Genomic DNA, 22939 nt, shown 5'->3' on the forward strand with positions numbered 1-22939 from the left:
AATTGTACCAGAAGGCAATTGATAGCCTGTTAAATTCCCTTGTTTCCACCACCTCCAAGCCGTTCGATAACTTATTCCTGTTTTTTTTGCCTAGTCCGATAGTTTTGTCTGTACATATTACCATGAATGACTATATATGACCATATTTGTATTGAAACTTTACAATACCTATACCTATTTTTCGGAGTTGGAAAGCAGACGGTACTGAGCAGAGAGTCAACGATGAATAAGCGTCGTGGTGAGGTGGCGAGCTGCAAGAAACGACGGCCCGTGGTGGTGAAGAAATCAGTGTTCATGGTAGAGAACGTTCTGACCAGGGGGCATGAGGTTACTAGCTGTCTTTTCCGCCCCATTTTGGACTTTTATCACAGTAATTTGCATTGATAGCACCTTTGCGGGGAAGGACTTCATCTCTTAGGGGTTAGGTGTTGAGGTGTTGGGGTATTAGTTGAAATTTGGCCTCTAACCTCATCCCTAAACCTTATTCCCGATTCCATCCAGGAATACTGTTAGGAAGTGAAAATTTATGTCACAATGACTCTATAAGGGCGATTTTTTAGTGATCGCCGAGGCCGTCTATTAATCGAATCGATGTCTTTGAAGAACGTAGCCCCAAACCGGAAACCTGACTTTACTTTCCCATTCTTGCCACTGCTAGCGGAATTTTTCTCCCTTTTGTGTTATCCGCGGGAATTTTTGAGCTATTGCTGAGATTGGCATTTTGGGTTCTTAGGTTTGTGTTATGCAATGGACGGGGGTTATAAGGGATGGAACCCTTATTTAAAAAGGCATTTGGCGATTTTTGTCAATTGTTTTTAATCTAGAGCGAACTAATCAATTAAGTCTCTTGCCAGATAAGGATTTAGTCAATTTATGCCCCCCTATCGCACCATACCAAGTAACGAAGAACCGCATTTTGTCACTTCCCGTTAGTTGAATTCAACAAAAGAAGCTGTTTAGGAGCAATTTATGTTACACCGCAAGATTTATCAATTCTGTATGGATGGTCAGGAAGTCTGCATTTTCTTGCGCGATCAGCAAAGATGGATTGATAATGCTCGTATTGTCGATCTAGAAAGCGATCTCGTCACCATTCGCTACGAAACAGAAGAAGAAGACGAAATTAGTTCTTGGGAAGAAATGGTGCGTTTAGAAAGTATTGGTGCGGTTAGCAGAAAACTGGCCTCGGTGTCGCGGACGAATCCTGATATTAATGTCTCGGAAGATTGTCCAGAAGCAGAACAACTTTATCCCCATTCTCCCGATAGCTTAGATTAATTTTGTCGATTTAACTAACAGTGGCTAGAAGTCCCGTGGTTTTAACCATAGCCAAGGGACTTTTAGGGGATGGAAGGGAAGAGAGCCGGTAAGAATCACCACTTGTTGTCAAATTATCCTAAGTAGTCGTGCAAAATTAATTTCTTGGTTAGGATAGGCAAAAGGCAAGAAGTAGTTAGATATGTGTAATTGATTGTGTCTAGCTACTTAAAAGCCGATGGATTTTCTCTATTATAAGCTGCAGGAGCAAAATGAATTCTAATCCCTACTTCGCTGGCAAGGATATCTATCAAAAATTTGTGGCCGTAGTAATAGTTTTAATTAGTTGTTGGTTAGTGACTTTTCCCGCCTGCGCCCAGTCGGTTCCTCTAGAAGTTAAAATTAGTCTAGGCTCCGGGCAAGGAGAATTAAAATTCTTTCCTAGTCAATTAAACTTTATTGCCGGACAAAAATACAAATTAATTCTCGATAATCCCAGTCCCACTAAACATTATTTTACCGCTAAAGACTTCGCCGATGCTAGTTGGACGCAGAAAGTTGAAGCGGGAAAAGTGGAGATTAAAGGGGCGATTCACGAACTAGAATTAAAACCTAATGCACAGGCAGAATGGGTAATAGTTCCTCTCAAAACTGGTAAGTATAAATTAATCTGTACTATTCCGGGTCATGCTGAAGCGGGAATGGTGGGAGAAATCGCCATTAATAACCCATGAATTTAAGAAAAATTGTCTCCTTTGCTTTCCTATTATTTATTCCCCTATCGGTGGTCGCTAGTCGTCTTAATTGGGGAGATCAAGCTATTTTTATCGCTGCCGCTTTATCGATCATTCCCCTGTCAATTTGGTTAAGTACGGCCGTGGAAAGAGTTGCCGTAGTCACCGGGCCAACTTTGGGAGGATTAGTTAATGCTATCTTCGGCAATACTACCACTTTAGTTATTGCCTTAATTGCCCTAAAAAAAGGATTGGTGGACATCGTACAAGCCAGTATTACCGGTAGTATTCTCAGCGATTTATTATTATTTATGGGCATGGGAATGCTCACGGGAGGAATTCGCTACAAAGAGCAAGAATTTAAACCGATTTTAGCGCGGGTAAATGGTTCTTCCATGACTTTAGCAGTAATAGCGATCGCTTTACCAACTTTGGTAATATATACTTCTAACGTGGTGGAAGTTGCCGATATTCTCAGTCTTTCCCTAGTCACCGCCACGGTTTTATTAATAGTTTACGGGTTAACTTTATTATTTTCCCTCAAAACCCATAGCTATCTCTACGAAGTGGGATTAAGTAATGAAAATACCCCCGACAATCAGGTTAGTGAGGAAGAAAAAGCTCAAGTCTGGATTTGGTTACTTGTGCTGCTTACTTCCACCGTAGCTGTAGCTTATGAGTCGGATTTATTTGTTGATGTAGTGGAATCAGTGATGGAAGGATTTAATCTCACTCCTCTCTTTATCGGGGTGATTTTCATTCCTTTAATTAGCGATGTTTCTGGAATAGTTACCGTCACTCAATTAGCCCTAAAAAATCAGATGGATTTAACGGTTTCCGTGGCTATGGGTGATAGTTTATTGGTGGCTTTATTCGTGGCACCTTTATTAGTTTTTATCGGTCAATTTTGGCAGCAACCGATGGATTTAAATTTTAATCCCTTTAACGTGGTGGCTTTAATTGTGGCGGTGGTTGTCACTAATTTAATCAGCTTTACCGGTCGTTCCAATTGGTTAGATGGAACCCTATTACTAGCCACCTATTTAATCTTGGCAGTGGCTTTTTATTACCATCCCGCCTAGCCAAAAAAGAGACTTAGGTATTTTCGGAGATTTCTGTCTTAGAATGGATCGGTATCACCTTACCGCCGCAGGATTGCTGATGATGAAAAGAGGGTTTTGGTTTGTCGTCGGGTTAGTAGTAACGATAATTCTGCTTCCTTCCCTAGTTCTTTCTAATTCCATCGGTGAACAGGGAATTTATGCCGATCGCCTGCGGGCGGAACCCTATAATTTATTAGGGCGAAAAATTGCCATCGGTCAAGTGGAAATCGGCCGACCGGCTCAGTTCGGTTATGATAAAGTGGCAGCTTGGCGACCTCCCTATAAATTAGCCGGTGTTTTTTTTCGCGATCAAATTGCCAAACCCAACACCTATCTAGATAATCACGCCGCTATGGTGGCAACGGTAATGGTCAGTGATGATAAAAAAATCCCCGGAGTGGCCCCAAAAGCGAGATTATATTCGGGGGCGGTGGGTTCTTTGCGACGCGGCGGACAACCGGAAGAATGTCTGGCTAGTCAAAATATTGCCCGACAAAATAGCGGTGATGTGCGGGCGATTAACTTTAGTTTTGGGGAATCTTTGCAAAGAGATCAAAGACAGGAACCAAAATTAGATGGTCAAGCTTTATTAACTCAATGTGTTGATTGGTCATCGCGAGTTGATGATGTTCTTTATGTAATTGCTGGTAATCAAGGTAAGGGAGGAATTCCCATTCCCACCGATCATTTTAACGGCATTACTACCGCCTATACAGCCAAAAGAGAAGGAAAATTTACTAAAGTTGATTTTGCTAATATTAGTGCTTTGCCGCTGGGTATTGGTCGCAGTTTAATTAAACGGGAAATTAATGATGGTTTGCGGCGGTCAATTAATTTAGTTGCCCCCGGCAATAAAATAGAGCTTTATGACCTCAAAGGTAAATTAAATACTGTTAGTGGCACCAGTTTCGCCGCTCCTCATATTACGGCATCCGTGGCACTTTTACAAGAATACGGCGATCAACAAATTAATCAAAAAAATCCCCATTGGAGTCTCGATTCTCGTCATCATCAAGTGATGAAGGCAGTGATGCTTAATGCTGCCGATAAAATTAAAGATACGGGTGATGGGTTACGGCTAGGTATGAGACGGACAGTCTTAACTAAAGACCAAAAAACTTGGTTAGAGTCCGATGCTTATAAAGACCCGAAAATTCCTTTAGATATACAGATGGGGACGGGACATCTTAACACTTTTCGCGCCTACCAACAGTTTAGTAATGGTCAATGGTCCGCCGCAGAATCTATTCCTCCTATTGGTTGGGATTACGCTACAGTTACCGCTAATAGTTATCAAGATTATGCCCTAGAGAAGCCCTTAAAAGCTAATAGTTTTGTTTCGATCACTTTAGCTTGGGATCGTTTAGTAGAACTAATCGATACTAATCGCAATAATCTCTATGATCTCGATGAAAGTTTCCAGGATCGCGGACTGAATAATTTAGATGTTTATCTTTTACCTGCCCAGGAGGATAATAATGCTAAATACACCTGTGCTTCCCTGAGTGATAGTGATAGTTTAGAGCATATTTTTTGTCCTGTCCCCATCTCTGGAAACTATAAAATTCGGGTTCAATATCGTCAACAAGTTAACGAGAAAGAACAAGCTTTTGCTCTTGCTTGGTGGACGGTTCCCGAATAATAAAAATGATAGTAAATCCTGTTTAAAAAGTATAAGAGGCTGAGAAGATGGGAGCGAGTTTTTCAAGTTCGATTGGCAGTTAATCGTACTATCTCTGAGAGACACCTCGTTTTCTTTTCGGGATAACATCGTCAGGTATTCCCCAATAGTTTGATGCTTGAGACATATTATATAGCAATAAGTCTTCGGGCATTTTTTCCAAAATAAGCTGGTCGAAATTGGCTGTATCAATATTCATTGCTCCCATCACAGAAGAGCCAAGTTCTTTCGATAATAGCGGAATAACTGCATTACCAATCTCACGAAAACCATGCCATATTGTGCGGTGAAACTGAAACCAATCGGGGAATGTATGTAATCTGGCGGCTTCTCGTACAGTAATACAACGAGGAATAGAATAGTGAATGGGTCTAGGAGCAGTATAGGCCCCTTTGTCACTATTAGTTCCGGCCCGGAGAGTATTACATAAACCAGTGGGAGAAAGCTTTAAAAAGCGACTTTTTGGTTCCACTGTACCCGGTTCGGTTACGATAAATCTATCAATTGATCTTTGGGTATGAACTGAGCCTATATGTCCATAGATTTTTGTATCTACTGTTCTTTGATGGCAAAGTTTAAAAATATCCCCTGGCTGCACTGAATATTTTTTCCTCTTACCACTATAATCTAATTTTGATGCAGGTATGCCTAAATCAGTATCGATAAAGGCAGGTATTAATTCTAAATCTGAAATCGCATCATAGACGCTGGGAAAAGCTGATTTTTTGGCTGAGTTTAAATCGACGGTCTTTGTCAAAGGATATTTAGCCATCGGCACGTCTTTTCGACTACCAATTAAGATTAATCTTCTGCGCTTTTGTGGTGCGCCATATTCACTGGCATCAAGGATTTTAATTGGCTGATTAATTGTATAGCCAATAGCTTCAAATTCAGAGATTAACTCCTCTAAAAATTGTTTATGTTTACCCGTCGCCATGCCGGGGACATTTTCAAAGATAAAATACTTGGGTTTAATTTCCCCTACAATCCGCAGATATTCAAATACAAGAGAATTTCTAGGATCATCTATTTGTCGTTTACCAATCAATGAAAAACCTTGGCACGGCGGGCCGCCGGCAATTAAACTAACATCGGTGGCATAGCCTTTTAGTTTTAATAATTCCCATATTTCTCTACTTGTTACTTTGGCTATATCCCGGCAAATAGTTTGACAATAGGGAAAGTTAAAATGATGAACCAAGGAATGGACTGCATCAAACTCCACCGCTACAGCAATATCAAATCCCGCCGCTTCTAGACCAAGGGACATCCCACCGCAGCCAGCAAATAAATCGATCGCAATTGGTCTATGTTTCACCTTGATGATTAGCTCTCTATTGTCTGCCTTTCATTATACTGTATTTTTGATATAATTAACACTTTAAATTTTATTAAGAGGGCAATTACTCGAGCAATTTAGTAATCAATTGATCGACTTTCTCTAATTCTTGAATAATTTGTTTAACTCTTTCTAATTCGTCGGCAGGGTTAGGCGTTTTTTTCGTTTTTATTGCCGAAGAATGAGCGATTTCACCGCGTTCTTCTCCAAAAGTATCCATATTTAGTAACCAAACTTTATCTAAGTCATCACTATCGATGCCGATTGGTAAGAGTAATTTTAATAGGTTAGTTTCTTTAATCCCATGATTTTGATCGATAACTGATTTAAAACATCTAATCGCTATGTCAATTTTTTTAGTTATTTTTAGTTTATCTTCAGGCAGATTTTTCTTACCTTTAAGAGGAGTAAGGGTGTCGGGAGGAGCTTCCATTTCTTGACCAGAAAAAGCGATTACACATAACAAAACTCGACCAGCTTTACCTTGATTATCCCAGCTATTTTTTGCTGTCAGTACGGTATGCCAAACTCGATCTTCAAGATAAGATTCAATCTCAGCATGAGCAAAAACTCGATAGGCAAAAGTTAAAGCTAATTGTCTTTCAGAATAGTCATTGATCTCGCTGAATTTACGAGGTAGGAATTGTTTTTTGAGTCGATTTAATTCTTTGGTTAGTTGTCTAAATCTCAGAGATTTCGGCATAGTAAAAAAACTAACTATCTTAACCCCTTAAAAATAATACGGTTATCTTCCATCTGAGGAATATTGAAGTTAATATCTAATACTTTTGATAAAGCTTGACCCCATAAATGAAAACGATCATAGGTTGATTGTTTAGTATGTGGATTAATTAATACAGCATTTTTAAATCGATCAACGGCAGTAAGAAATAAACTTTTAAATGCTTCTTCTACCTGTTCTTTGTTTTTCTCGGCAGCTGCTCTAATTAGATCATCGCAAAAGTAAAAAACCATCACATCTAAAATTGCTCGATTGAACTGACTTCGATAAGTTGCCGATTCAGGCAGCCAGAGACGAGAAAAGTTTTTCTCTCCAAAAATATTAATCGTTGTTTGGACAGCTTTTTCAAATTGATCAACAACATTGATAATTTCATCTGAGCGTTTTTCCCATTCTTGATTGAAATTTTGACAGGTTTTATCTAGAAGCATCTGAACATCACCGCGATAATCAGATAAATAATAATGAAAAGCTACATAACGCAATAGTATATCAGTGTCGCGCATCCGGAAATCGGGATAGGAAGATTTAAATATTTTCTTTAATGCTTGACTTTTGATCGCTCGATCATCTAAAAAATTAATAAAACCCCCTGGGTGTAATGCTTGTCTTAATTCTTGAGAAGACAAAGGGGTATTTTCCACATTGAGACGCAGAAAAATTTTATGGAGGAAACTCTCCGTTTTCCAATTACGGATAACAATCGTGCGGATAGTTTGATTATCCAGTTGGTCTAAGAAATCATTTAAATTGAAGTCATTTTTTAGATCTTGATATTGGCAGCCATTGAGATTATCTAAAAATTCTAAATCTTTTAAAGTAAAACTATTATTAGGTGTGGCACTGTCACCATAAAACTGTAAAATTGTTAGTAGGCGTTGTTTGCCATCAAGAACGATAAATTTCCCTTTTTCCTTATTATTAGTAGCTAAGACAATCAGTGGGACTGGAAACCCTAGAATTAGGGATTCAATAAATCGACTTTTACGAGTAATATTCCAAGCATCTCGTCTTTGAAAGCGCGGATTGAGTTGAATATTTTCTCGAATTAATTGATCGCGGATCGTTGCGGTAGTCCAATCACTTCCAGCAACAACAGTCTCGGAGATTTCTTTGAGTTGTAGCTTTTTTTGGTTTGCTGATTCTCCTGCAATATCTTCTTCTTCTTCGGCAAAATCCACCGCTTCTATTTCTTCCCACATCTCTAACTGTGTCATGGTAGTAATTAATCTCCTCAATTGTCTATTCTGCAAAAATCCCGCCCCAATATTTGGACGGGACTAACAATCAATCAATAATTCAATACTACTCCCATTCTATAGTTCCGGGGGGCTTAGAAGTAATATCATAAACCACGCGGTTAACTCCCTTAACTTCATTGACAATGCGATTAGAAATTGTCTCCAATAAATCATAGGGAACCCGCGACCAATCGGCAGTCATTCCGTCTTCGCTGCTGACTAAACGTAGGACAATGGGATAAGCGTAGGTGCGTTGATCTCCCATCACTCCCACACTGCGGACAGGCAATAAAACCGCGAAAGCTTGCCAGAAATCGTGATACATTCCCTGCTTATTAATCTCGTCGCGCACTACCCAATCTGCATCGCGCAAAATATTTAATTTATCTGCGGTCACTTCCCCTAAAATGCGAATTGCTAAACCGGGGCCGGGGAAAGGTTGACGACGAACAATTTCTTCCGGAAGACCGATCGATCGACCTAATTTTCTCACCTCATCCTTAAATAATTTTCGCAGGGGTTCGACTAATTTAAACCGGAGATTTTTCGGCAGTCCACCAACGTTATGATGACTTTTAATTTTAACCGCTACTCTTTCCCCGGTTTTGGGATCCACATTACTATCGGCCGATTCAATCACATCGGGATATAAAGTTCCTTGGGCCAGATAATCAAAGGGTCCCAAACGATTCGATTCTTCTTCAAACACCTGAATAAATTCATGGCCGATACGACGGCGCTTTTCCTCGGGATCGGTGACACCGGCCACTTGCGCTAAAAATCGCTTTCTAGCGTTGACATACTCGACTCTAATATGGAATTGCTCGTTAAATATCTGCATTAATCGTTCTGGTTCACCCTTACGCATGAATCCCTGATCGATAAACATACAGGTTAGTTGATCACCGATCGCTCGATGCAAGAGGAATGCTAAGGTAGAGGAGTCCACACCGCCGGATAAAGCCAATAAAACTCGCTTATCGCCCACTTTTGCCCTAATTTCTCGGATCGATTCCTCGACAAAAGCTTCCGTGGTCCAAGTGGGTTCGCATTTGCAGATATGATAGACGAAATTGCGAATTAAGGCGATTCCTCCCACAGAATGGACAACTTCCGGGTGAAACTGCACTCCAAAGAGTTTTTTCTTGTGATCGGCAATGGCCGCACAATCGGTATTATCGGTATGAGCGAGAATTTCAAAACCCGCGGGCAATTCCACGCAGGAATCCCCGTGACTCATCCAAGCGGTGGAACCGTCCTCGACATTGGTTAATAAATCGGTAGGATCGTTGATAAATAGGGATGCTTTGCCGTATTCGGCCCGTTTTGCCCGTTCTACCCTGCCTCCTAACTGCTGTACCATCAATTGCATCCCGTAGCAAACTCCGAGGATGGGTACACCTAAATTCCAAATTTCGGGATCACAGTGGGGCGCTCCCGGATCATAGACGGAATTGGGACCGCCCGAAAGAATTATTCCTTTCGGGTTGATTTGGGCCAATTGTTCGGCGCTGGTACGATAGGAGAGAACTTCGGAGTAAACGTTCGTTTCCCTGATTCTGCGGGCGATTAATTCAGAATACTGGGAGCCAAAGTCAAGAATGATGATTATTTGACGATTAAGGCTATTAGTGAAGGACTCTGAGGGCAAAGTCTCTTGAGGGGTAGGAAGGGGGGTTTGAGTTGTCACTACGATCAAAAAAAGAAACTGGCAGGAAAAGGTTAAAGATTTGTAAACTAAATCGGCTATTGTTCTGAAAATAAGCTACAATAGTCTAGCCTTATTAGTTTCATTTTTTAAGACTAAATAGGGCTTGCTGAATAAATGTGAAATGTAGGCAAAGTAAGGGTTTTGGGGCTTTACGAGCGAAACAGGTGCAAGATTTTGAGAGAATCGTCGTTCAAAACCTTGCGTCTTCATCGGCCCGCGTCCTGTAGGGGCGAAGCATTCGGGCAATAACCTATCGGTGAAACCGTAGATTTTCTATCCGAATGCTTCGCCCGTACTTTTTCAGCAAGCCCTAAATATTCCCACGATCATAGCACGGTCACTGGGGGGTAACTTGTAGATTTTGCAAAAATTTAAGGCCATTTTCGCTTTTGCTGATCAAAGAACGAGAGCGATCAAATAAAATACAACCGACCCTAAGATGACCGTTACTGTGGTTATAAACGTATTCTTGGCAACGGCGATCAATCGTATTAGCCATTTCTCCATAGATGCGTTCCACCCAATTATCTCCCGTTTGCCGGTCTAATTGACGCAGATATTCCAGACCGTTTTCGCTGGTGCTACTGTCAAAAATTTGCTGGAGATGGGGGGTAGCTAAACCCATTTTAGCGGCGTAGGCGGTAAGAATTTCCCGACGACCATCGGCGAGATGATGGTGAGTCTGAAAGATTCCCCCGGCAAGTTTAATTAATTTACCGTGATAACCAAACAAAAGAATTTCAGAGATTCCCTGTAATTGTGCCTCTAATAACATCGGCCCGATCCAATTGGCTGTTTTTACCAAAATATCAGGATTAATGCCCATTTGAGGGGCTAAATCTAAGCCATTTTCCCCGATACAAAACACCAAGCGATCGAAACGAAGAGATAAAATTTTTAATTGCTCGCGAAAGATTTCTAACTGTCCGGGGGCGCTGAGAGGTTGGGAAATGCCAGTGGTACCCAACAAAGATAATCCCTCTACCACCCCAAAAGCGGCGTTAGAAGTCCTTGTGGCCAGTTTTTTGCCTTCTGGAAGGATAATCGTCACTATGAGGCTTTCTTGGGGCAGTAACAGGGGTCTGAGGTTTTCTTGCAGCAGACGCTGGGCATAACTATAGATAGCTGATTTTCCGCCATTATCAACCTGTAGGCCGATTCCTTGACCGCCTTGAATCTCTATCTCTTGATTACCCGTTTTTCTTTCTACTAACGCCCATATAGGGGTATTTCTAGTTAAATCTAAATTATCCCCCGGATCGCTGCGGGTGATGGCTAGGGCAGCATCGGGGTTCAGTCGGGCAACTTGTTCGATGGCAATTGTAACGGCTTCTGGCGGTTCTAAAAGATTAAAAGTAACGGAATTTAGCTCATTTTCGCCGTGGAGATGCTGGAGAGATGCGATCGCACTGGCACAGGCAAAAACCGGTAAAGTGTAACCCGGACGGGGTGGGGAGATAGACATGAATAGGGTCGATAGCCAATCAAATTAGCTGTGATCTGATTATAGAACTAGGTGGCAACCGCTGCTATTTTTCTCGAAACCCTGCAATTTTACGCCAAGTAATTTCAGGATATTTTTTCTAATCTCAGGAGAGAGTTGTTTAACAGCTTCTCCAATGACTTCAAAACAGCGAATCACAGCATCTTGAATTAATAAGGATTGATAGAATCTGTCTTTGGTTCTTCGGTTTGTGTTATGCAATGGAGGGGGGTTATAAGGGATGAAACCCTTATATAGAAAGACATTGCTTCGATTTATGCCAATTGTTTTCGATCTAGAACGAGCTAATCAATTAAGTCTCTTGCCGGATAAGGATTTAGTCGATTTATGCCCCCTGATCGAATCATACCAAGTAACGAAGAGCCGAACAAATACAGTTCATTGTATTCGGGGAGGAAAATGCCATAGGGGGTGAGGGTGGTGAGTGCTTCAAAATCATGGTCTAAGGCAACAGTGGTCACTCGCGCTTTGCCTCCTCGGTCAAACTCTCCAACCTTGACGGCTACTTTGGCATCCATTGAGAGGCGTAAGGTCTGCGGGTCATCATCGGCTTGTTGATTAACCGAGTGGATTTGCTCAAAGATGGCATCTGTTTCTGGTATTTTCTTTGGCGGTTTCGCCTTGATTACCCATTTTAAGCTATATCCCATCTCGTTTAAGCGACAGCGAATCGTCTCCTCACTGGGCAATTCCTCCTCTTGGTAGCCTTTCTGCTCTATCAATTGACGACGCACTTCGGATGCACTTATCCGGCTGTATAAACGGGTGCTTTTGAAACTAGGATCGGTCTGTGCCTGTGGTTCTACCAAGGCTCGTATATCTTCGAGCAAATTAGGTAATTTTTCTTCTACTCGCTTGCGTCCACTGCGATGATAACCATCTTCGAGTGCTTGTCCACTTGTCAATTCCCCCATCCCTTTGCGGATTGTTCGCCGATTCCATCCCAATTCTCGTTCGGCAAAGGTTTGCCCCCCAATACCTAACGTTTTCACCACTTCTGCCATAAATTGTCGTCGGTCACTGCCTTTCAGCTTTTGGGCAGTTTTGATCTAAAGGGCTTTCAGACTATCGGTTAGTTGAATCAGGGGTGCTGGTTTCATGCGAATTCCTCACTCTGATGATTTTCCCATTATTAATAGGATCAATCATTCTCTGTAATTCTCTTAGGAAAATACTCTGGTTTTTGACTATTATATCAAATCTTAACTCGATTGTCTATCTTTTGGTATTAACCTGTTTGTGCCTCAAGTTTTTCCCTGTATAGATTTCAGCTATTTTTGAGCGTAGGCACTCTCATCGAATTTTATTTTAAGTTAATTATTTGCATAACAATTACCGAAGAGCCAAAAGTTATAGATGATTTCCTGACCTAAGATCACATTATATTCTTTTTTCGACTTCCATCTGAAAATCAAGAAAAAAGCAAAACCTCCCACGATACCATAAAAAAATTATGGAAGAGGTCTATTGTGGTCAATTTTTCTGGCCCCGCTCACGATGGCTGAAAACAGCCAATTCCCAGCTTAATCGGTTAGGCGATCGTTCCCGTCAGGGGGGAACTAGGACTAGCATAGGACTTAATGGGCATTCTTCCCGCTAAATAGGCTAAACGTCCCGCTTTTGCCGCCATTCCCATGGCTTGCGCCATCATAACCGGATTGGCCGCCATAGCGATCGCACTGTTAATTAATAAAGCATCCGCACCCATTTCCATGGCCCGGGCTGCTTCTGAGGGTGTGCCGATCCCGGCATCTACCACCACGGGAATTTTGGCCGATTCGATGATAATCGCGATATTTGCTTCATTTTTCAGCCCCTGTCCCGACCCGATTGGCGATCCTAGGGGCATAACCGTGACGCAGCCGGCTTCCTCTAAACGTTTGGCTAAGAGAGGATCGGCGTTAATATAGGGCAGTACGGCAAAACCTTCTTTAACTAATTGTTCGGCCGCTTGCAAAGTTCCGATCGGATCGGGTAATAAATATTTAGGATCGGGAATAACTTCGAGTTTAATAAAGTTATTGTCTTCCTGTCCCAATAATTTGGCCATTTCTCGCCCTAAACGGGCCACCCGAACCGCTTCTTCGGCCGTTTGACAACCGGCAGTGTTGGGTAACATCCAAATTTTAGACCAATCGATCGCCTCTGCTAATCCCTCATGACCGGGTGCGTTCGTTTGTACTCGTCTAACGGCAACGGTGACAATCTGACATTCACTGGCACTAATACTTTCCTGCATAGTTGTCAGATTGGCATATTTGCCAGTCCCAGTCATCAAGCGGGAGTGAAAGGTTTTCCCGGCAATGGTGAGGCAATCATTCTGGGGTGATAAAAGCGCTTGGGGTTTATTCTCAATAATAGTTAAGGACATAGGTGGAATAGTAACGGGTGATAGTTGATTAAAGCGATCGCATCGAAAATGGGTCAAAATGGGATTAACTTTGTCATTAATCACCAGGTCAGCGATTAAGGAAGCAGTGACAGGAGCTAGTAAAATGCCATTGCGATAGTGACCGGTGGCTAAAATCAGGTTATCACAGCTACTGCGGCCTAAAATGGGTAATTCATCCGCTGTACCCGGACGGAATCCCCACCACATCTCCTCGATTTCCCAGTCAGCTAAAGGGGGATAGAGACGGGTAGCGCGCTCAAAAAGGGTTTGTAGTCCTTGGGGTGTATTGCCAGTTTGCCAGGCCACTTTTTCGGAAGTGGCCCCGATAATTAAACGACCATTGCGACGGGGAACCAGATAGGTTTGCGGACCGAATAAAACTCTCGCTAAGGTCTGGTTAGGGGGCATTTTTACCGCAGCCATTTGACCTTTGACGGGATGGATGGGGAGGGGTAAAAGTTGACTGGCCCAGGATCCCGTCGCTAAAATATAAATTTTTGCTTCTAATTCCCCAATTGAGGTATAAATACTCTTGACTTTTCCCTGCTTTTGTTGTAAGGCGTGCACTTCGATGCCTTGGCGAATTTCTACCCCTAAATTTTCGGCCGCTTGTTGCAGCGCAGTCACTAGCTGCCGATTGTCCACTTGTCCATCGTCGGGATACCACCAACCACCGACCACATCTTTACCTAGGCCGGGTTGGTAGAGGTGAACTGCATTGCTGTCTAACCAAATTTTATTAACTTCCTCGGTAGTAACGGGCTGATCTAGCTCGTAAACGGGAGCAAGAATACCGCAGGGATAGTAACCGCTGTTTATACCCGTTAAATCCTCGATTTTGCGGCTCCATTCTGGATATAACCAGCGCGATCGCAGGCAAAGATCGAGAAACGGACCTGGGGGAATCCCTTCCGCATGGGGGGCCAACATTCCCGCAGCCGCACGACTAGCGGCCTGAGCTATATTTCGAACTAGGAGGGTAACTTTTGCCCCGCGCAATTGCAAATCGACGGCGATCGCTAATCCGATAATACCACCGCCCACGATCAAAATTTCGCTAGTTGAGTTCATAAAAGTATCTGGCACCGAAAAGAATTACTGGAATGACAAGCAATTAGAAGTTAAAACAAGAAAGACGCAGTAAAATAGCATATATATTTTTTTATCCCAATTAATCATAATTTTTAGCTTGATTGACTACTAAACTCGCAATTAGTCAGCCGAGAGAGGGAAGAAATGAGGCCACTGCCATAATTTAAGCTTAAGATGATTTGTAGTCAATCTTTTCTAAGCTTCCCTTTTTCTTTAGAGCATTATGACTTCCCCTGCTGTCGATCGAGTTTATCAAGGTCAATTCGGAGAGTTTACGATTACGGATAGCGATCGCCTAGGCGTGCGTCTCTACCGTTTGGGGTTAAATTTAGCGGCTTTTAGTTTTGCTGTCGCTACAATTATAGTTCTCACCCGACCGCAATTATTGCCCCTGACCAACCTTTTATACATTGGTTTTTGTCTGGGGTTAGGCATCAGTTTACTGACTATCCATATTTATTTAATTCCCCTTCATCGTCTCCTGCAAGTTTTTTGGCTAATTGGGGCGATTACTTCCCTGATTTTCAGCCTCTATTATCAGCTTTCTCTCCTAGAATTTGTCTATAACCATCCGGTGAGTTTATTTGGTGTGGGCTTTATTTTTGCTAGTCTCACGGGGATTTATTTCAAAGAAGCTTTTTGTTTTAATCGTCTAGAAACCAAGTTTTTAACCCCTCTAGTTCCCACCCTTTTACTCGGTCATCTTTTGGGGATATTGCCCTTAAATTGGGAAAAGGGGCTATTAATTCTCTGGGCGACTTTATTCGTTATCTTTGCTCTGAGAAAGTTAAGCCAACCTCTCCCCAACGATATCGGTGATAAATCAGTCTTTGAACATCTTAATCATTGATGAACTGATAACTGTCTCGGAGTCTCGGAGTCTCAACTAAGTAGGGAGGCACAATTATAGCGTTTCCTGTTCGCAAGAGGTACATTATCGATGTTGAAAAGCTTAATTAGCAAAGGTTTAACTGTGCCACACAGGTGTGAGAACCGCTATATTTGTAGGATGGGTTAGCGGTAGCGTAAACTATGCGGGCGTTGGGTTTCATGCTTCAACCCAACCTACGTTCTACCTCTGTCACTTAAAACTCAAATCTGATAACTGATAACTGATAACTGATCACTGATAACTGATCACTGATAACTGATCACTGATAACTGATAACTGTTACTTATCTGGGGGCCTCTATGGTAGCGGGATTAGTAGTATTGGCAGTCTTGCTAGTGAACATTTGTATTAGACTAAAACCGACAAAAGCGAGTAAGGCTATGCCAGCAATAGTAGTAACAATTTTACCCAGGAGATTTTCTGTGCGGGGTTCTTCGGGGGCATCCTCGTTGGGATCCTCCGAATGGGCAAAACGATTGTAGAGGAAATCGAGAGCTTCATTGCGAAGTTCGTAGTAACGGGGATCCTCGGTAATTTGGGAACGAACCCGGGGACGGGCAAAAGGCATCTTTAACACCTCACCGATTTTAGCGCTCGGGCCGTTGGTCATCATCACCAAGCGATCGCACAAAAATAAAGCCTCATCGATATCGTGGGTAATCATCAACACCGTTAACTGGTGTTCTTGCCAGATTTTCAGCAATTCTTCCTGTAATTCTTCTTTAGTAATCGCATCTAGGGCTCCAAAGGGTTCATCGAGGATGAGGACTTGGGGACGAATGGCCAGGGCGCGGGCGATCGCAACCCGTTGTTTCATGCCTCCCGATAATTGGGGGGGTTTTTTCTGGGCTGCTTCTGTCAATCCCACTAAGGATAGGTTTTCTTCCACGATTCTCACCTTCTCAGCCTGAGATTTTTCGGGATAAACGGAATTAACCCCGATATAAACGTTCTCAAAGGCAGTTTTCCAGGGCAAAAGCGAATAATTTTGGAATACCATCATCCGGTCTGGCCCTGGTTCCTTAACCTCTTTATCCTGTAGCAGCACTTGCCCACGACTAGGAGAAGAAAACCCCGCCACCATATTTAAAAGGGTCGATTTACCGCAGCCGGAGTGACCGATAATGCAGACAAATTCCCCCTCGTTGACTTGCAGCTCCACACCGTCTAAAACGGTGTAAACCCCTGCTTGAGTGGGGTATTCTTTGGCAACATTACTAACTAATAAAAAAGGCTGGGTGGTGGTGCTGGAATTCACGGTCTTATCGGTAAAAGTTTGCATATTCGTCCTAGATTTATTTTAAGGTGGGCTTTGCCCACCACAACCATTAATTGGGGTCTGCTGAAAAAGTTTTTCGTGGGGTGTGGGGTATGGGGTGTGGGGTGTAGGGTTTTAGCGATTTTCATCTGGTCAATTACCCAATTTTCAGGGAAAAAGTCCCTGAAATTTCCCCCCGATCACTCCCATATCTGGTACTTTTTGATTGCCAAAAAGTCTAAAAGTTTTACCCAACAAGGTTTTTAGATTTATTCAGCCAACCTTAATTAGCGACGGGATCATCGAGGAGAACTTCTGAGACGCGATAATCGCGACGGATGGAAAAACGTTCCAGATAGCCGATCGGATCGTCGGGATTGAAAATAAGATGATCAAAGAGGGCGAAACTGTGGCGATTGGGTTCCAAATCGGGAAGGCCCAGAGACCGGCAAGCTTCGCCAAACAGATCGGGACGACGGACGCGTTCAATCACTTCCACCCAGTTGCGGGGGAAAGGCGCGTAACCCCAACGGGCAAGCTGAGTGAGAGTCCATAGGGCCTCACTCCGGCCCGGACAGTTAGCTTGATCGACGTAAAACTGATTAAATCGGAATAGGGGTTCGGGGGCAGTTCCTAAACCGCGATCGTAACCATCGAGAAAACCGGGGCGAATAATTGCCCTATCCACGCCCACATACTGGGGCTGACTGAGAATATTGACGATTTCTTCTCGATTACGCTGATCATCGCAGTATTCACAGGCTCTGATTAAAGCTTTCACCATGGCGATATGGGTTTCGGGATGTTTCGCCGCCCAAGTTTCCTTAACCCCGAGGACTTTTTCCTGGTGTCCGGGCCAAATATCAAGATCGGTGGCGATAACGAAGCCTAATTTTTCGTGAACGGCGTAGGAGTTCCAGGGTTCCCCCACACAATAACCGTCGATATTACCCGCTTTTAGTAAGGAAACCATTTGAGGCGGCGGAATTACGGCTAAATTGACATCACTATCGGGATCGATGCCGCCACTAGCTAACCAGTAGCGTAACAGCAGATTGTGCATGGAGGCGGGGTGAACCATGCCGAAAGTGGCGATTTTATCGGGACTTTGCAGGAGGGCATCCTTCAAGTCCTCCAGTTTTTCTACCCCCAATTCCCTGTATTTATTGCTGAGGGTGATGGCGTTACCGTTGCGACTGAGTACCAAAGCACTAATCACGGGGACAGAGGGCTTATTGCCGGCCCCAATGGTCATGCTGAGGGGCATTCCCGCCACCATCTGGGCCGCATCGAGACGACCGGTAGCTACCCCTTGGGCGAGCGCTTTCCAGTTGGGTTCCCGTTGCAGGATAACATCCTCTAATCCTTCCTCGGCGAAGAAACCTTTCTCTTTGGCGATAATAATCGGGGCGCAATCGGTGAGGGGGATAAAACCGATGGTAGGATTGGTTTTCAATCTGGTAGCTTGGCCGATCACTGTTACCGGTTCGGTGGGTTGGCCGACTTTCTTCGATCGCTTCTGTTGGTTGAGGAAATAAACGATCTCGTTACGGAGGGAGTAGTAACTAGGGTGATTAACTACTTCCAAACGATGCCGGGGCCGGGGAATGGGAACATCGAGAATCTGACCGATATGGGCCTCCGGACCGGTGGTTAACATCACCACTCGATCGGATAGTAATAGGGCTTCATCCACATCGTGCGTGACCATGATACAGGTAACGTGGCTTTCTTCGACGATTTCCATCAAACGTTCCTGTAAATTGCCTCTGGTTAACGCATCCAGCGCCCCAAAGGGTTCATCGAGGAGCAGGACTTTTGGCCGTAGGGCTAGGGCGCGGGCGATCGCTACCCGTTGTTTCATGCCTCCCGATAATTCTCCCGGTCGTTTGTTGGCGGCATGGCGCAGGTGTACCATATCGATACTATGTTCGATGACACTTTTGCGTTCAGCAGCCGGCAGATGACGCAGCACACGGTTAACTCCTAGGGCGATGTTTTCCCGGACGGTTAACCAAGGCAGCAGAGAATAATTCTGGAAGACCACCATGCGATCGGGTCCGGGGCCTTTAATTTCTCTTCCCTCTAAAATCACCCCCCCCACCGTCGGGCGATCGAGTCCGGCGACCATATTTAAGAGGGTGGATTTCCCGCAACCGGAGTGACCGATTAAAGAGATAAATTCCCCTTGAGTAACGCTGAGATCGATATTTTTCAGGGCAATATATTGACGGCCATCGGGGAGAGGGAAAACCTTATCAATGTGATCGACTTCAATAAATGCAGACATTTTCAGTTATCAGTTATCAGTTATCAGTTATCAGTTGTCAGTTATCAGTTATCAGATGTGAGTTTTTAGTTTACTGTTTACTGTTTACTTAAAAAGCTCCCCACACCCCACACCCCACACCCCACACCCTGCCCCCACCGAAAAACTTTTTGCCGCAAACCCTATTTATTTTCTTCTGGTACAACTAATTTAGCGATGTAGGCCATGAGGCGATCGAGTAGGAAACCAACAATACCCACATAAATCAGGGCGAGGATAATTTCACTGATCATGGAACTATTCCAAGCATCCCAGATAAAGAAGCCAATTCCCACGCCACCGATCAGCATTTCTGCCGCTACAATCGCCAACCAAGATAAACCGATACCGATTCTTAATCCAGTGAAAACGTAGGGAACAGTAGCGGGAAAAAGAATATTGAAAAAATATTCAACTTTGGATAATTTTAGCACTCTAGAGACGTTTTTATAGTCTTGGGGAACCTGCTGTACTCCCACGGCCGTGTTAATAATAATTGGCCAAATTGCTGTAATAAAAATTACAAATATGGCACTAGGTTCGTTATTACGAAAAGCCGCTAGGGAGATGGGTAGCCAAGCTAGGGGGGGAACGGTACGCAGGATTTGGAAAATCGGATCGATCGCATCATAAATTAGGGCGCTACTACCGATTAAAATACCCGCAGCGATGCCAACAATAGCGGCAAGGGTGAAACCGACGGCCACCCGTTGTAAACTAGCGAAAATTTGCCAGAATAACCCCACATCTGTGCCACCATTATTAAAAAAGGGATTAACAATTAATTCCCAGGTCTCGCTAACCACTTTGGTGGGACTAGGGAGGGGTGCATCGGGACTAAAACAGAGAACTTGCCAGATGAGGAGGAAAATTAATAAAGCAATCGCCGAAGTTGCTAGTTTGGGTAATTTTTTTTGCAGGTCTTTTACCCATTTCTGACCTTGAGAACGACGAGAAATAGAAACAGCCATAATCAGTTATCAGTTATCAGTTATCAGTTATCAGTTATCAGTTATCAGTTATCAGTGGTGGAGTGGTCAGCTTTGCTCTTGGCTTGCTCCGCAAGAATTTCAGTTATCAGTTATTAATTACCAGTTATCAGCAAATCATCTTTAACTGATTACTGATCACTGAACACTGATTTAAACCTTTTTAATCTTGAGAGATTTCAGATAAGCGGTGGGATTTTCAGGGTCAAAAGTAACACCATCAAAGAAAGTTTCCACACCGCGAGAGGTAGAGGTGGGAATTTGATCAGCCGGAACATTGAGGGCTGTGGCGGCTTCTCTCCAGATATCTTCCCGGTTAACCTTATCAACTAAAGCTTTGATGTCCGTATCGGCGGGAATATAGCCCCAACGGATGTCTTCAGTCACAAACCAAGTATCATGACTCTTGTAGGGATAGGAAGCGTTATCAGCCCAGAATTTCATGGCTACGGGGCTATTTTCGATTTTGCGACCATCACCGAAATCGATATTACCCTGCATTCTTCCCAAGATATCGGCGGGGTCAATTTTCAGCCATTCCCGTCCTGAAATAATCTCGCACATTTCCTTAACATTAGCGGGATCATTGCACCATTGCTGCGCTTCCAAAACAGCCATGGTTAAAGCTTTTGCCGCTTTGGGATTTTTATCCACCCAATCGGCGCGTAAAGCGAAGGCTTTTTCCGGGTGATCCTTCCAGAATTCTCCAGTGATCAGGGCCGAATAACCGAGTTTTTTGTTAACCAATTGGGCGTTCCAAGGTTCCCCCACACAGAAAGCTTGCATCGTGCCGACTTTCATGTTAGCCACCATTTGTGCCGGAGGAACAACAATTAGGGATAGATCTTTATTCGGATCGATGCCACCGGCGGCTAACCAATAGCGCATCCAGAGATCGTGAGTACCACCGGGGAAAGTGACGGCGGCTTTAACTTCTTTGCCCGCAGATTTAGCTTTAGCGAAGGATTCTTTCAGTACACCGCTATCGAGGGCAACCTTTAGATCCATGTATTCGTTAGCCACAGAAATCGCTTGACCGTTGGTATTCAAGCGCGCCAGAATATACATTGGTACGGGCTGTTTGGTGATTTTGCCCAAGGTCATTAGGTAGGGCATGGGGGATAAAATATGCGCCCCATCGATACCGTTACCCGCCGAACCTAATTCTAGGTTATCCCGGGTTGCTGCCCAAGAGGCTTGTTTCATCACCTGTACATCGGGCATCCCGTGTTTAGCGAATAAACCTTTTTCTTTGGCGATAATTAAGGGGGCAGCGTCGGTGAGGGCAATAAAACCTAGTTTAGCGGTGGTGACTTCGGGAGTTTCTCCACCGGCAGCGGGGGAAGCGGCAGGACTGCCAGCCGGGGAGGGACTGGTCGCGGTATTATTGGGAGTGGCGCAACCGTGGAGAATTGCTGTTCCTACGGCAGTTGCCCCGGCAGTGAAGATAAATCTACGTCTAGAAAGTTTACTCATGGACTAAAAAATCGTGATTAGAAACTAAACAAAGGTGATGAAACGGTGAAAAATTCTCATTACTTCCCCTAACTGACTGTGGTGATAACCGAGAAAATTTCTTGAAAGTAACTGTTGATTCAGTAAGGAGGCTTTGACTATTTTTATCTCTCGATCGCTTTTGCTTCTCCATCTAGGGAGATTTAGCAATAGTTTTTGTCTAAGAGATTTTTTCCGGAAGCATAACAGTTTTGAGGAGTCGATAGATAGGGGCGGTTTTTGGTCATCTGGGCTAGAAAGATCACTTTATTTCAGGGTTATCACCGAAGTAATTAACTTAAATTTACAGTCTTCAACGAGAAAATTCGTATAGATTGTTACAAAATATTGCCAGCCATGTAATAAAAGCATAAAAATTTGTCTGAAACGCATGGTAGGGCGATGGGGGTTTTTAGCTATCTTGAATCAGTTATCGGATTTGAGTTTGCAGTTCACTGATTACTGGCAGGGTAAGCGCATCTTAACAATCTTTGACAAAATGAACTTTATGTGAGTTGCTTACCCAGAGGTACATTCAGGCATATTTGAGGAGAATTTGCCATCTCAATTGTTAAGCAAAAATCGACCAAATGTTAAGATTTCGTAACTATTCTGATTGACTGGTATCACTTGAAATGCCCACACAGCAAGCAGATCACAAAATTGGCCAATTGTCAATAGCGTTTGAGATGCGCTCACCCTGTGATTACTGGTTGGGTGCATCTCACATTGGTGAATCTCTCCCACTTATGGTGAGCAGCAGAAGTTATTACGCCCATGGTAGGGGCGCATCGCGTGCGCCCAAAATGTAATATAGATAATATTTCTCCAAAATTGAGTGCACCCTGTGTGGACAGCTTATTTTGATTAATGCAGAGGAAATTCGTTATATTGAATTTTGGCAGGATCAAACAGCGGTAAGGGACTTGCGTGGGAATAATATCCCAATCGATCGGAGGGCGCAAGCTTTGCGCCCCTACAGTAACGGATTTTGTCCACAATGTAAGGGCGAACTGCGTTCGCCCAAAAGGTACATTATCAAAGCGCAATTCCCTAACTTAAATGTCAGACAAACAAGAAAGACGGGCTGATAAATCTAAGCACGGCTATCAAGCTAAAATTGATAGACCACCAGGTAAACCGCCCCAGGGTGGTTCTAATGTTAAACCGCCACCAAATCAGGACAAGGAGAAAAAATAAAA

Annotated in this window: 17 protein-coding genes and 1 pseudogene; 6 read left to right on the forward strand and 12 right to left on the reverse strand. The window is 43.5% G+C overall.

Annotated elements, in window-relative coordinates; all coding sequences use genetic code 11:
• Positions 1 to 969: 969 nt before the first annotated feature.
• The 4 genes from IM456_RS07055 to IM456_RS07070 all read left to right on the forward strand — a co-directional run bounded on the left by IM456_RS07055 (position 970) and on the right by IM456_RS07070 (position 4736).
• Positions 970 to 1278, forward strand: coding sequence for a DUF6679 family protein (locus IM456_RS07055; RefSeq protein WP_002757875.1), 309 nt, complete (start codon positions 970 to 972; stop codon positions 1276 to 1278).
• A gap of 251 nt (positions 1279 to 1529) precedes the next feature.
• Positions 1530 to 1991: a cupredoxin domain-containing protein gene (locus IM456_RS07060; protein WP_149985811.1), complete on the forward strand. Its 462-nt coding sequence runs from the start codon at positions 1530 to 1532 to the stop codon at positions 1989 to 1991.
• On the forward strand, positions 1988 to 3073 hold the full coding sequence (cax, locus tag IM456_RS07065) for a calcium/proton exchanger (RefSeq protein ID WP_149985812.1): 1086 nt from the start codon (positions 1988 to 1990) through the stop codon (positions 3071 to 3073). Before IM456_RS07060 ends, cax begins: the two co-directional genes overlap by 4 nt.
• 43 nt (positions 3074 to 3116) lie before the next feature.
• A complete protein-coding gene (locus tag IM456_RS07070) occupies positions 3117 to 4736 on the forward strand; it encodes a S8 family serine peptidase (protein WP_287691939.1) in 1620 nt (539 codons plus the stop codon).
• 88 nt (positions 4737 to 4824) lie between these two features.
• Here IM456_RS07070 and IM456_RS07075 read toward each other — a convergent pair whose 3' ends face one another.
• From IM456_RS07075 to thiO, 8 genes and pseudogenes are all read right to left on the reverse strand, one after another.
• A complete protein-coding gene (locus IM456_RS07075; protein WP_149985814.1) occupies positions 4825 to 6093 on the reverse strand; it encodes a DNA cytosine methyltransferase in 1269 nt (422 codons plus the stop codon).
• An 85-nt stretch (positions 6094 to 6178) separates the two neighbouring features.
• Positions 6179 to 6817: a HEPN domain-containing protein gene (locus IM456_RS07080; RefSeq protein WP_287691940.1), complete on the reverse strand. Its 639-nt coding sequence runs from the start codon at positions 6815 to 6817 to the stop codon at positions 6179 to 6181.
• Between the two features lie 14 nt (positions 6818 to 6831).
• Positions 6832 to 8073 (reverse strand): DUF262 domain-containing protein, encoded by a 1242-nt coding sequence (locus IM456_RS07085; protein WP_287691942.1) that lies wholly within the window; start codon positions 8071 to 8073, stop codon positions 6832 to 6834.
• Positions 8074 to 8161: 88 nt separating this feature from the next.
• The gene (gene guaA, locus IM456_RS07090; RefSeq protein ID WP_149985817.1) at positions 8162 to 9787 is read right to left on the reverse strand and encodes a glutamine-hydrolyzing GMP synthase; all 1626 of its coding nucleotides are present in this window, start codon (positions 9785 to 9787) and stop codon (positions 8162 to 8164) included.
• 358 nt (positions 9788 to 10145) lie between these two features.
• On the reverse strand, positions 10146 to 11273 hold the full coding sequence (gene cbiD, locus IM456_RS07095) for a cobalt-precorrin-5B (C(1))-methyltransferase CbiD (RefSeq protein WP_287691898.1): 1128 nt from the start codon (positions 11271 to 11273) through the stop codon (positions 10146 to 10148).
• 39 nt (positions 11274 to 11312) lie between these two features.
• Positions 11313 to 11450 carry a hypothetical protein gene (locus IM456_RS07100; RefSeq protein WP_253881063.1) on the reverse strand — a complete coding sequence of 46 codons (138 nt, stop codon included), beginning with the start codon at positions 11448 to 11450 and terminating at the stop codon, positions 11313 to 11315.
• Positions 11451 to 11677: 227 nt separating this feature from the next.
• A pseudogene (locus tag IM456_RS07105) lies at positions 11678 to 12361 on the reverse strand (ISAzo13-like element transposase-related protein); the annotation flags it as partial.
• A gap of 482 nt (positions 12362 to 12843) precedes the next feature.
• A complete protein-coding gene (thiO, locus tag IM456_RS07110; RefSeq protein ID WP_287691896.1) occupies positions 12844 to 14775 on the reverse strand; it encodes a glycine oxidase ThiO in 1932 nt (643 codons plus the stop codon).
• A gap of 244 nt (positions 14776 to 15019) precedes the next feature.
• Here thiO and IM456_RS07115 point away from each other — a divergent pair, with 244 nt between their 5' ends.
• A complete protein-coding gene (locus IM456_RS07115; protein ID WP_287691894.1) occupies positions 15020 to 15646 on the forward strand; it encodes a DUF2301 domain-containing membrane protein in 627 nt (208 codons plus the stop codon).
• Between the two features lie 325 nt (positions 15647 to 15971).
• Here IM456_RS07115 and IM456_RS07120 read toward each other — a convergent pair whose 3' ends face one another.
• From IM456_RS07120 to IM456_RS07135, 4 genes are all read right to left on the reverse strand, one after another.
• Positions 15972 to 16970: a nitrate ABC transporter ATP-binding protein gene (locus IM456_RS07120; protein WP_287691892.1), complete on the reverse strand. Its 999-nt coding sequence runs from the start codon at positions 16968 to 16970 to the stop codon at positions 15972 to 15974.
• A 259-nt stretch (positions 16971 to 17229) separates the two neighbouring features.
• Complete coding sequence (locus IM456_RS07125) at positions 17230 to 19236, reverse strand: ABC transporter ATP-binding/substrate-binding protein (protein ID WP_149985823.1); 2007 nt, start codon at positions 19234 to 19236, stop codon at positions 17230 to 17232.
• A gap of 161 nt (positions 19237 to 19397) precedes the next feature.
• On the reverse strand, positions 19398 to 20225 hold the full coding sequence (ntrB, locus tag IM456_RS07130) for a nitrate ABC transporter permease (RefSeq protein WP_149985824.1): 828 nt from the start codon (positions 20223 to 20225) through the stop codon (positions 19398 to 19400).
• A gap of 171 nt (positions 20226 to 20396) precedes the next feature.
• Positions 20397 to 21719 carry a CmpA/NrtA family ABC transporter substrate-binding protein gene (locus IM456_RS07135; protein WP_287691889.1) on the reverse strand — a complete coding sequence of 441 codons (1323 nt, stop codon included), beginning with the start codon at positions 21717 to 21719 and terminating at the stop codon, positions 20397 to 20399.
• Between the two features lie 1080 nt (positions 21720 to 22799).
• Between IM456_RS07135 and IM456_RS07140 the strand changes: the two genes are divergently transcribed.
• Complete coding sequence (locus IM456_RS07140) at positions 22800 to 22937, forward strand: hypothetical protein (protein ID WP_172970476.1); 138 nt, start codon at positions 22800 to 22802, stop codon at positions 22935 to 22937.
• Positions 22938 to 22939: the final 2 nt, after the last annotated feature.

The sequence above is a fragment of the Microcystis sp. M079S1 genome, from assembly GCF_020246425.1.
Lineage (GTDB): Bacteria > Cyanobacteriota > Cyanobacteriia > Cyanobacteriales > Microcystaceae > Microcystis > Microcystis aeruginosa.

Excerpts from the sequence above, each read along its gene's own strand:
- IM456_RS07120 (WP_287691892.1), bottom strand. The coding sequence starts at position 16,970 with ATGCAAACTTTTACCGATAAGACCGTGAATTCCAGCACCACCACCCAG.
- IM456_RS07140 (WP_172970476.1), top strand. The coding sequence starts at position 22,800 with ATGTCAGACAAACAAGAAAGACGGGCTGATAAATCTAAGCACGGCTAT.
- IM456_RS07135 (WP_287691889.1), bottom strand. The coding sequence starts at position 21,719 with ATGAGTAAACTTTCTAGACGTAGATTTATCTTCACTGCCGGGGCAACT.
- IM456_RS07055 (WP_002757875.1), top strand. The coding sequence starts at position 970 with ATGTTACACCGCAAGATTTATCAATTCTGTATGGATGGTCAGGAAGTC.
- IM456_RS07115 (WP_287691894.1), top strand. The coding sequence starts at position 15,020 with ATGACTTCCCCTGCTGTCGATCGAGTTTATCAAGGTCAATTCGGAGAG.
- cax (WP_149985812.1), top strand. The coding sequence starts at position 1,988 with ATGAATTTAAGAAAAATTGTCTCCTTTGCTTTCCTATTATTTATTCCC.
- ntrB (WP_149985824.1), bottom strand. The coding sequence starts at position 20,225 with ATGGCTGTTTCTATTTCTCGTCGTTCTCAAGGTCAGAAATGGGTAAAA.
- thiO (WP_287691896.1), bottom strand. The coding sequence starts at position 14,775 with ATGAACTCAACTAGCGAAATTTTGATCGTGGGCGGTGGTATTATCGGA.
- cbiD (WP_287691898.1), bottom strand. The coding sequence starts at position 11,273 with ATGTCTATCTCCCCACCCCGTCCGGGTTACACTTTACCGGTTTTTGCC.
- IM456_RS07080 (WP_287691940.1), bottom strand. The coding sequence starts at position 6,817 with ATGCCGAAATCTCTGAGATTTAGACAACTAACCAAAGAATTAAATCGA.
- IM456_RS07060 (WP_149985811.1), top strand. The coding sequence starts at position 1,530 with ATGAATTCTAATCCCTACTTCGCTGGCAAGGATATCTATCAAAAATTT.
- IM456_RS07070 (WP_287691939.1), top strand. The coding sequence starts at position 3,117 with ATGGATCGGTATCACCTTACCGCCGCAGGATTGCTGATGATGAAAAGA.
- IM456_RS07125 (WP_149985823.1), bottom strand. The coding sequence starts at position 19,236 with ATGTCTGCATTTATTGAAGTCGATCACATTGATAAGGTTTTCCCTCTC.
- IM456_RS07085 (WP_287691942.1), bottom strand. The coding sequence starts at position 8,073 with ATGACACAGTTAGAGATGTGGGAAGAAATAGAAGCGGTGGATTTTGCC.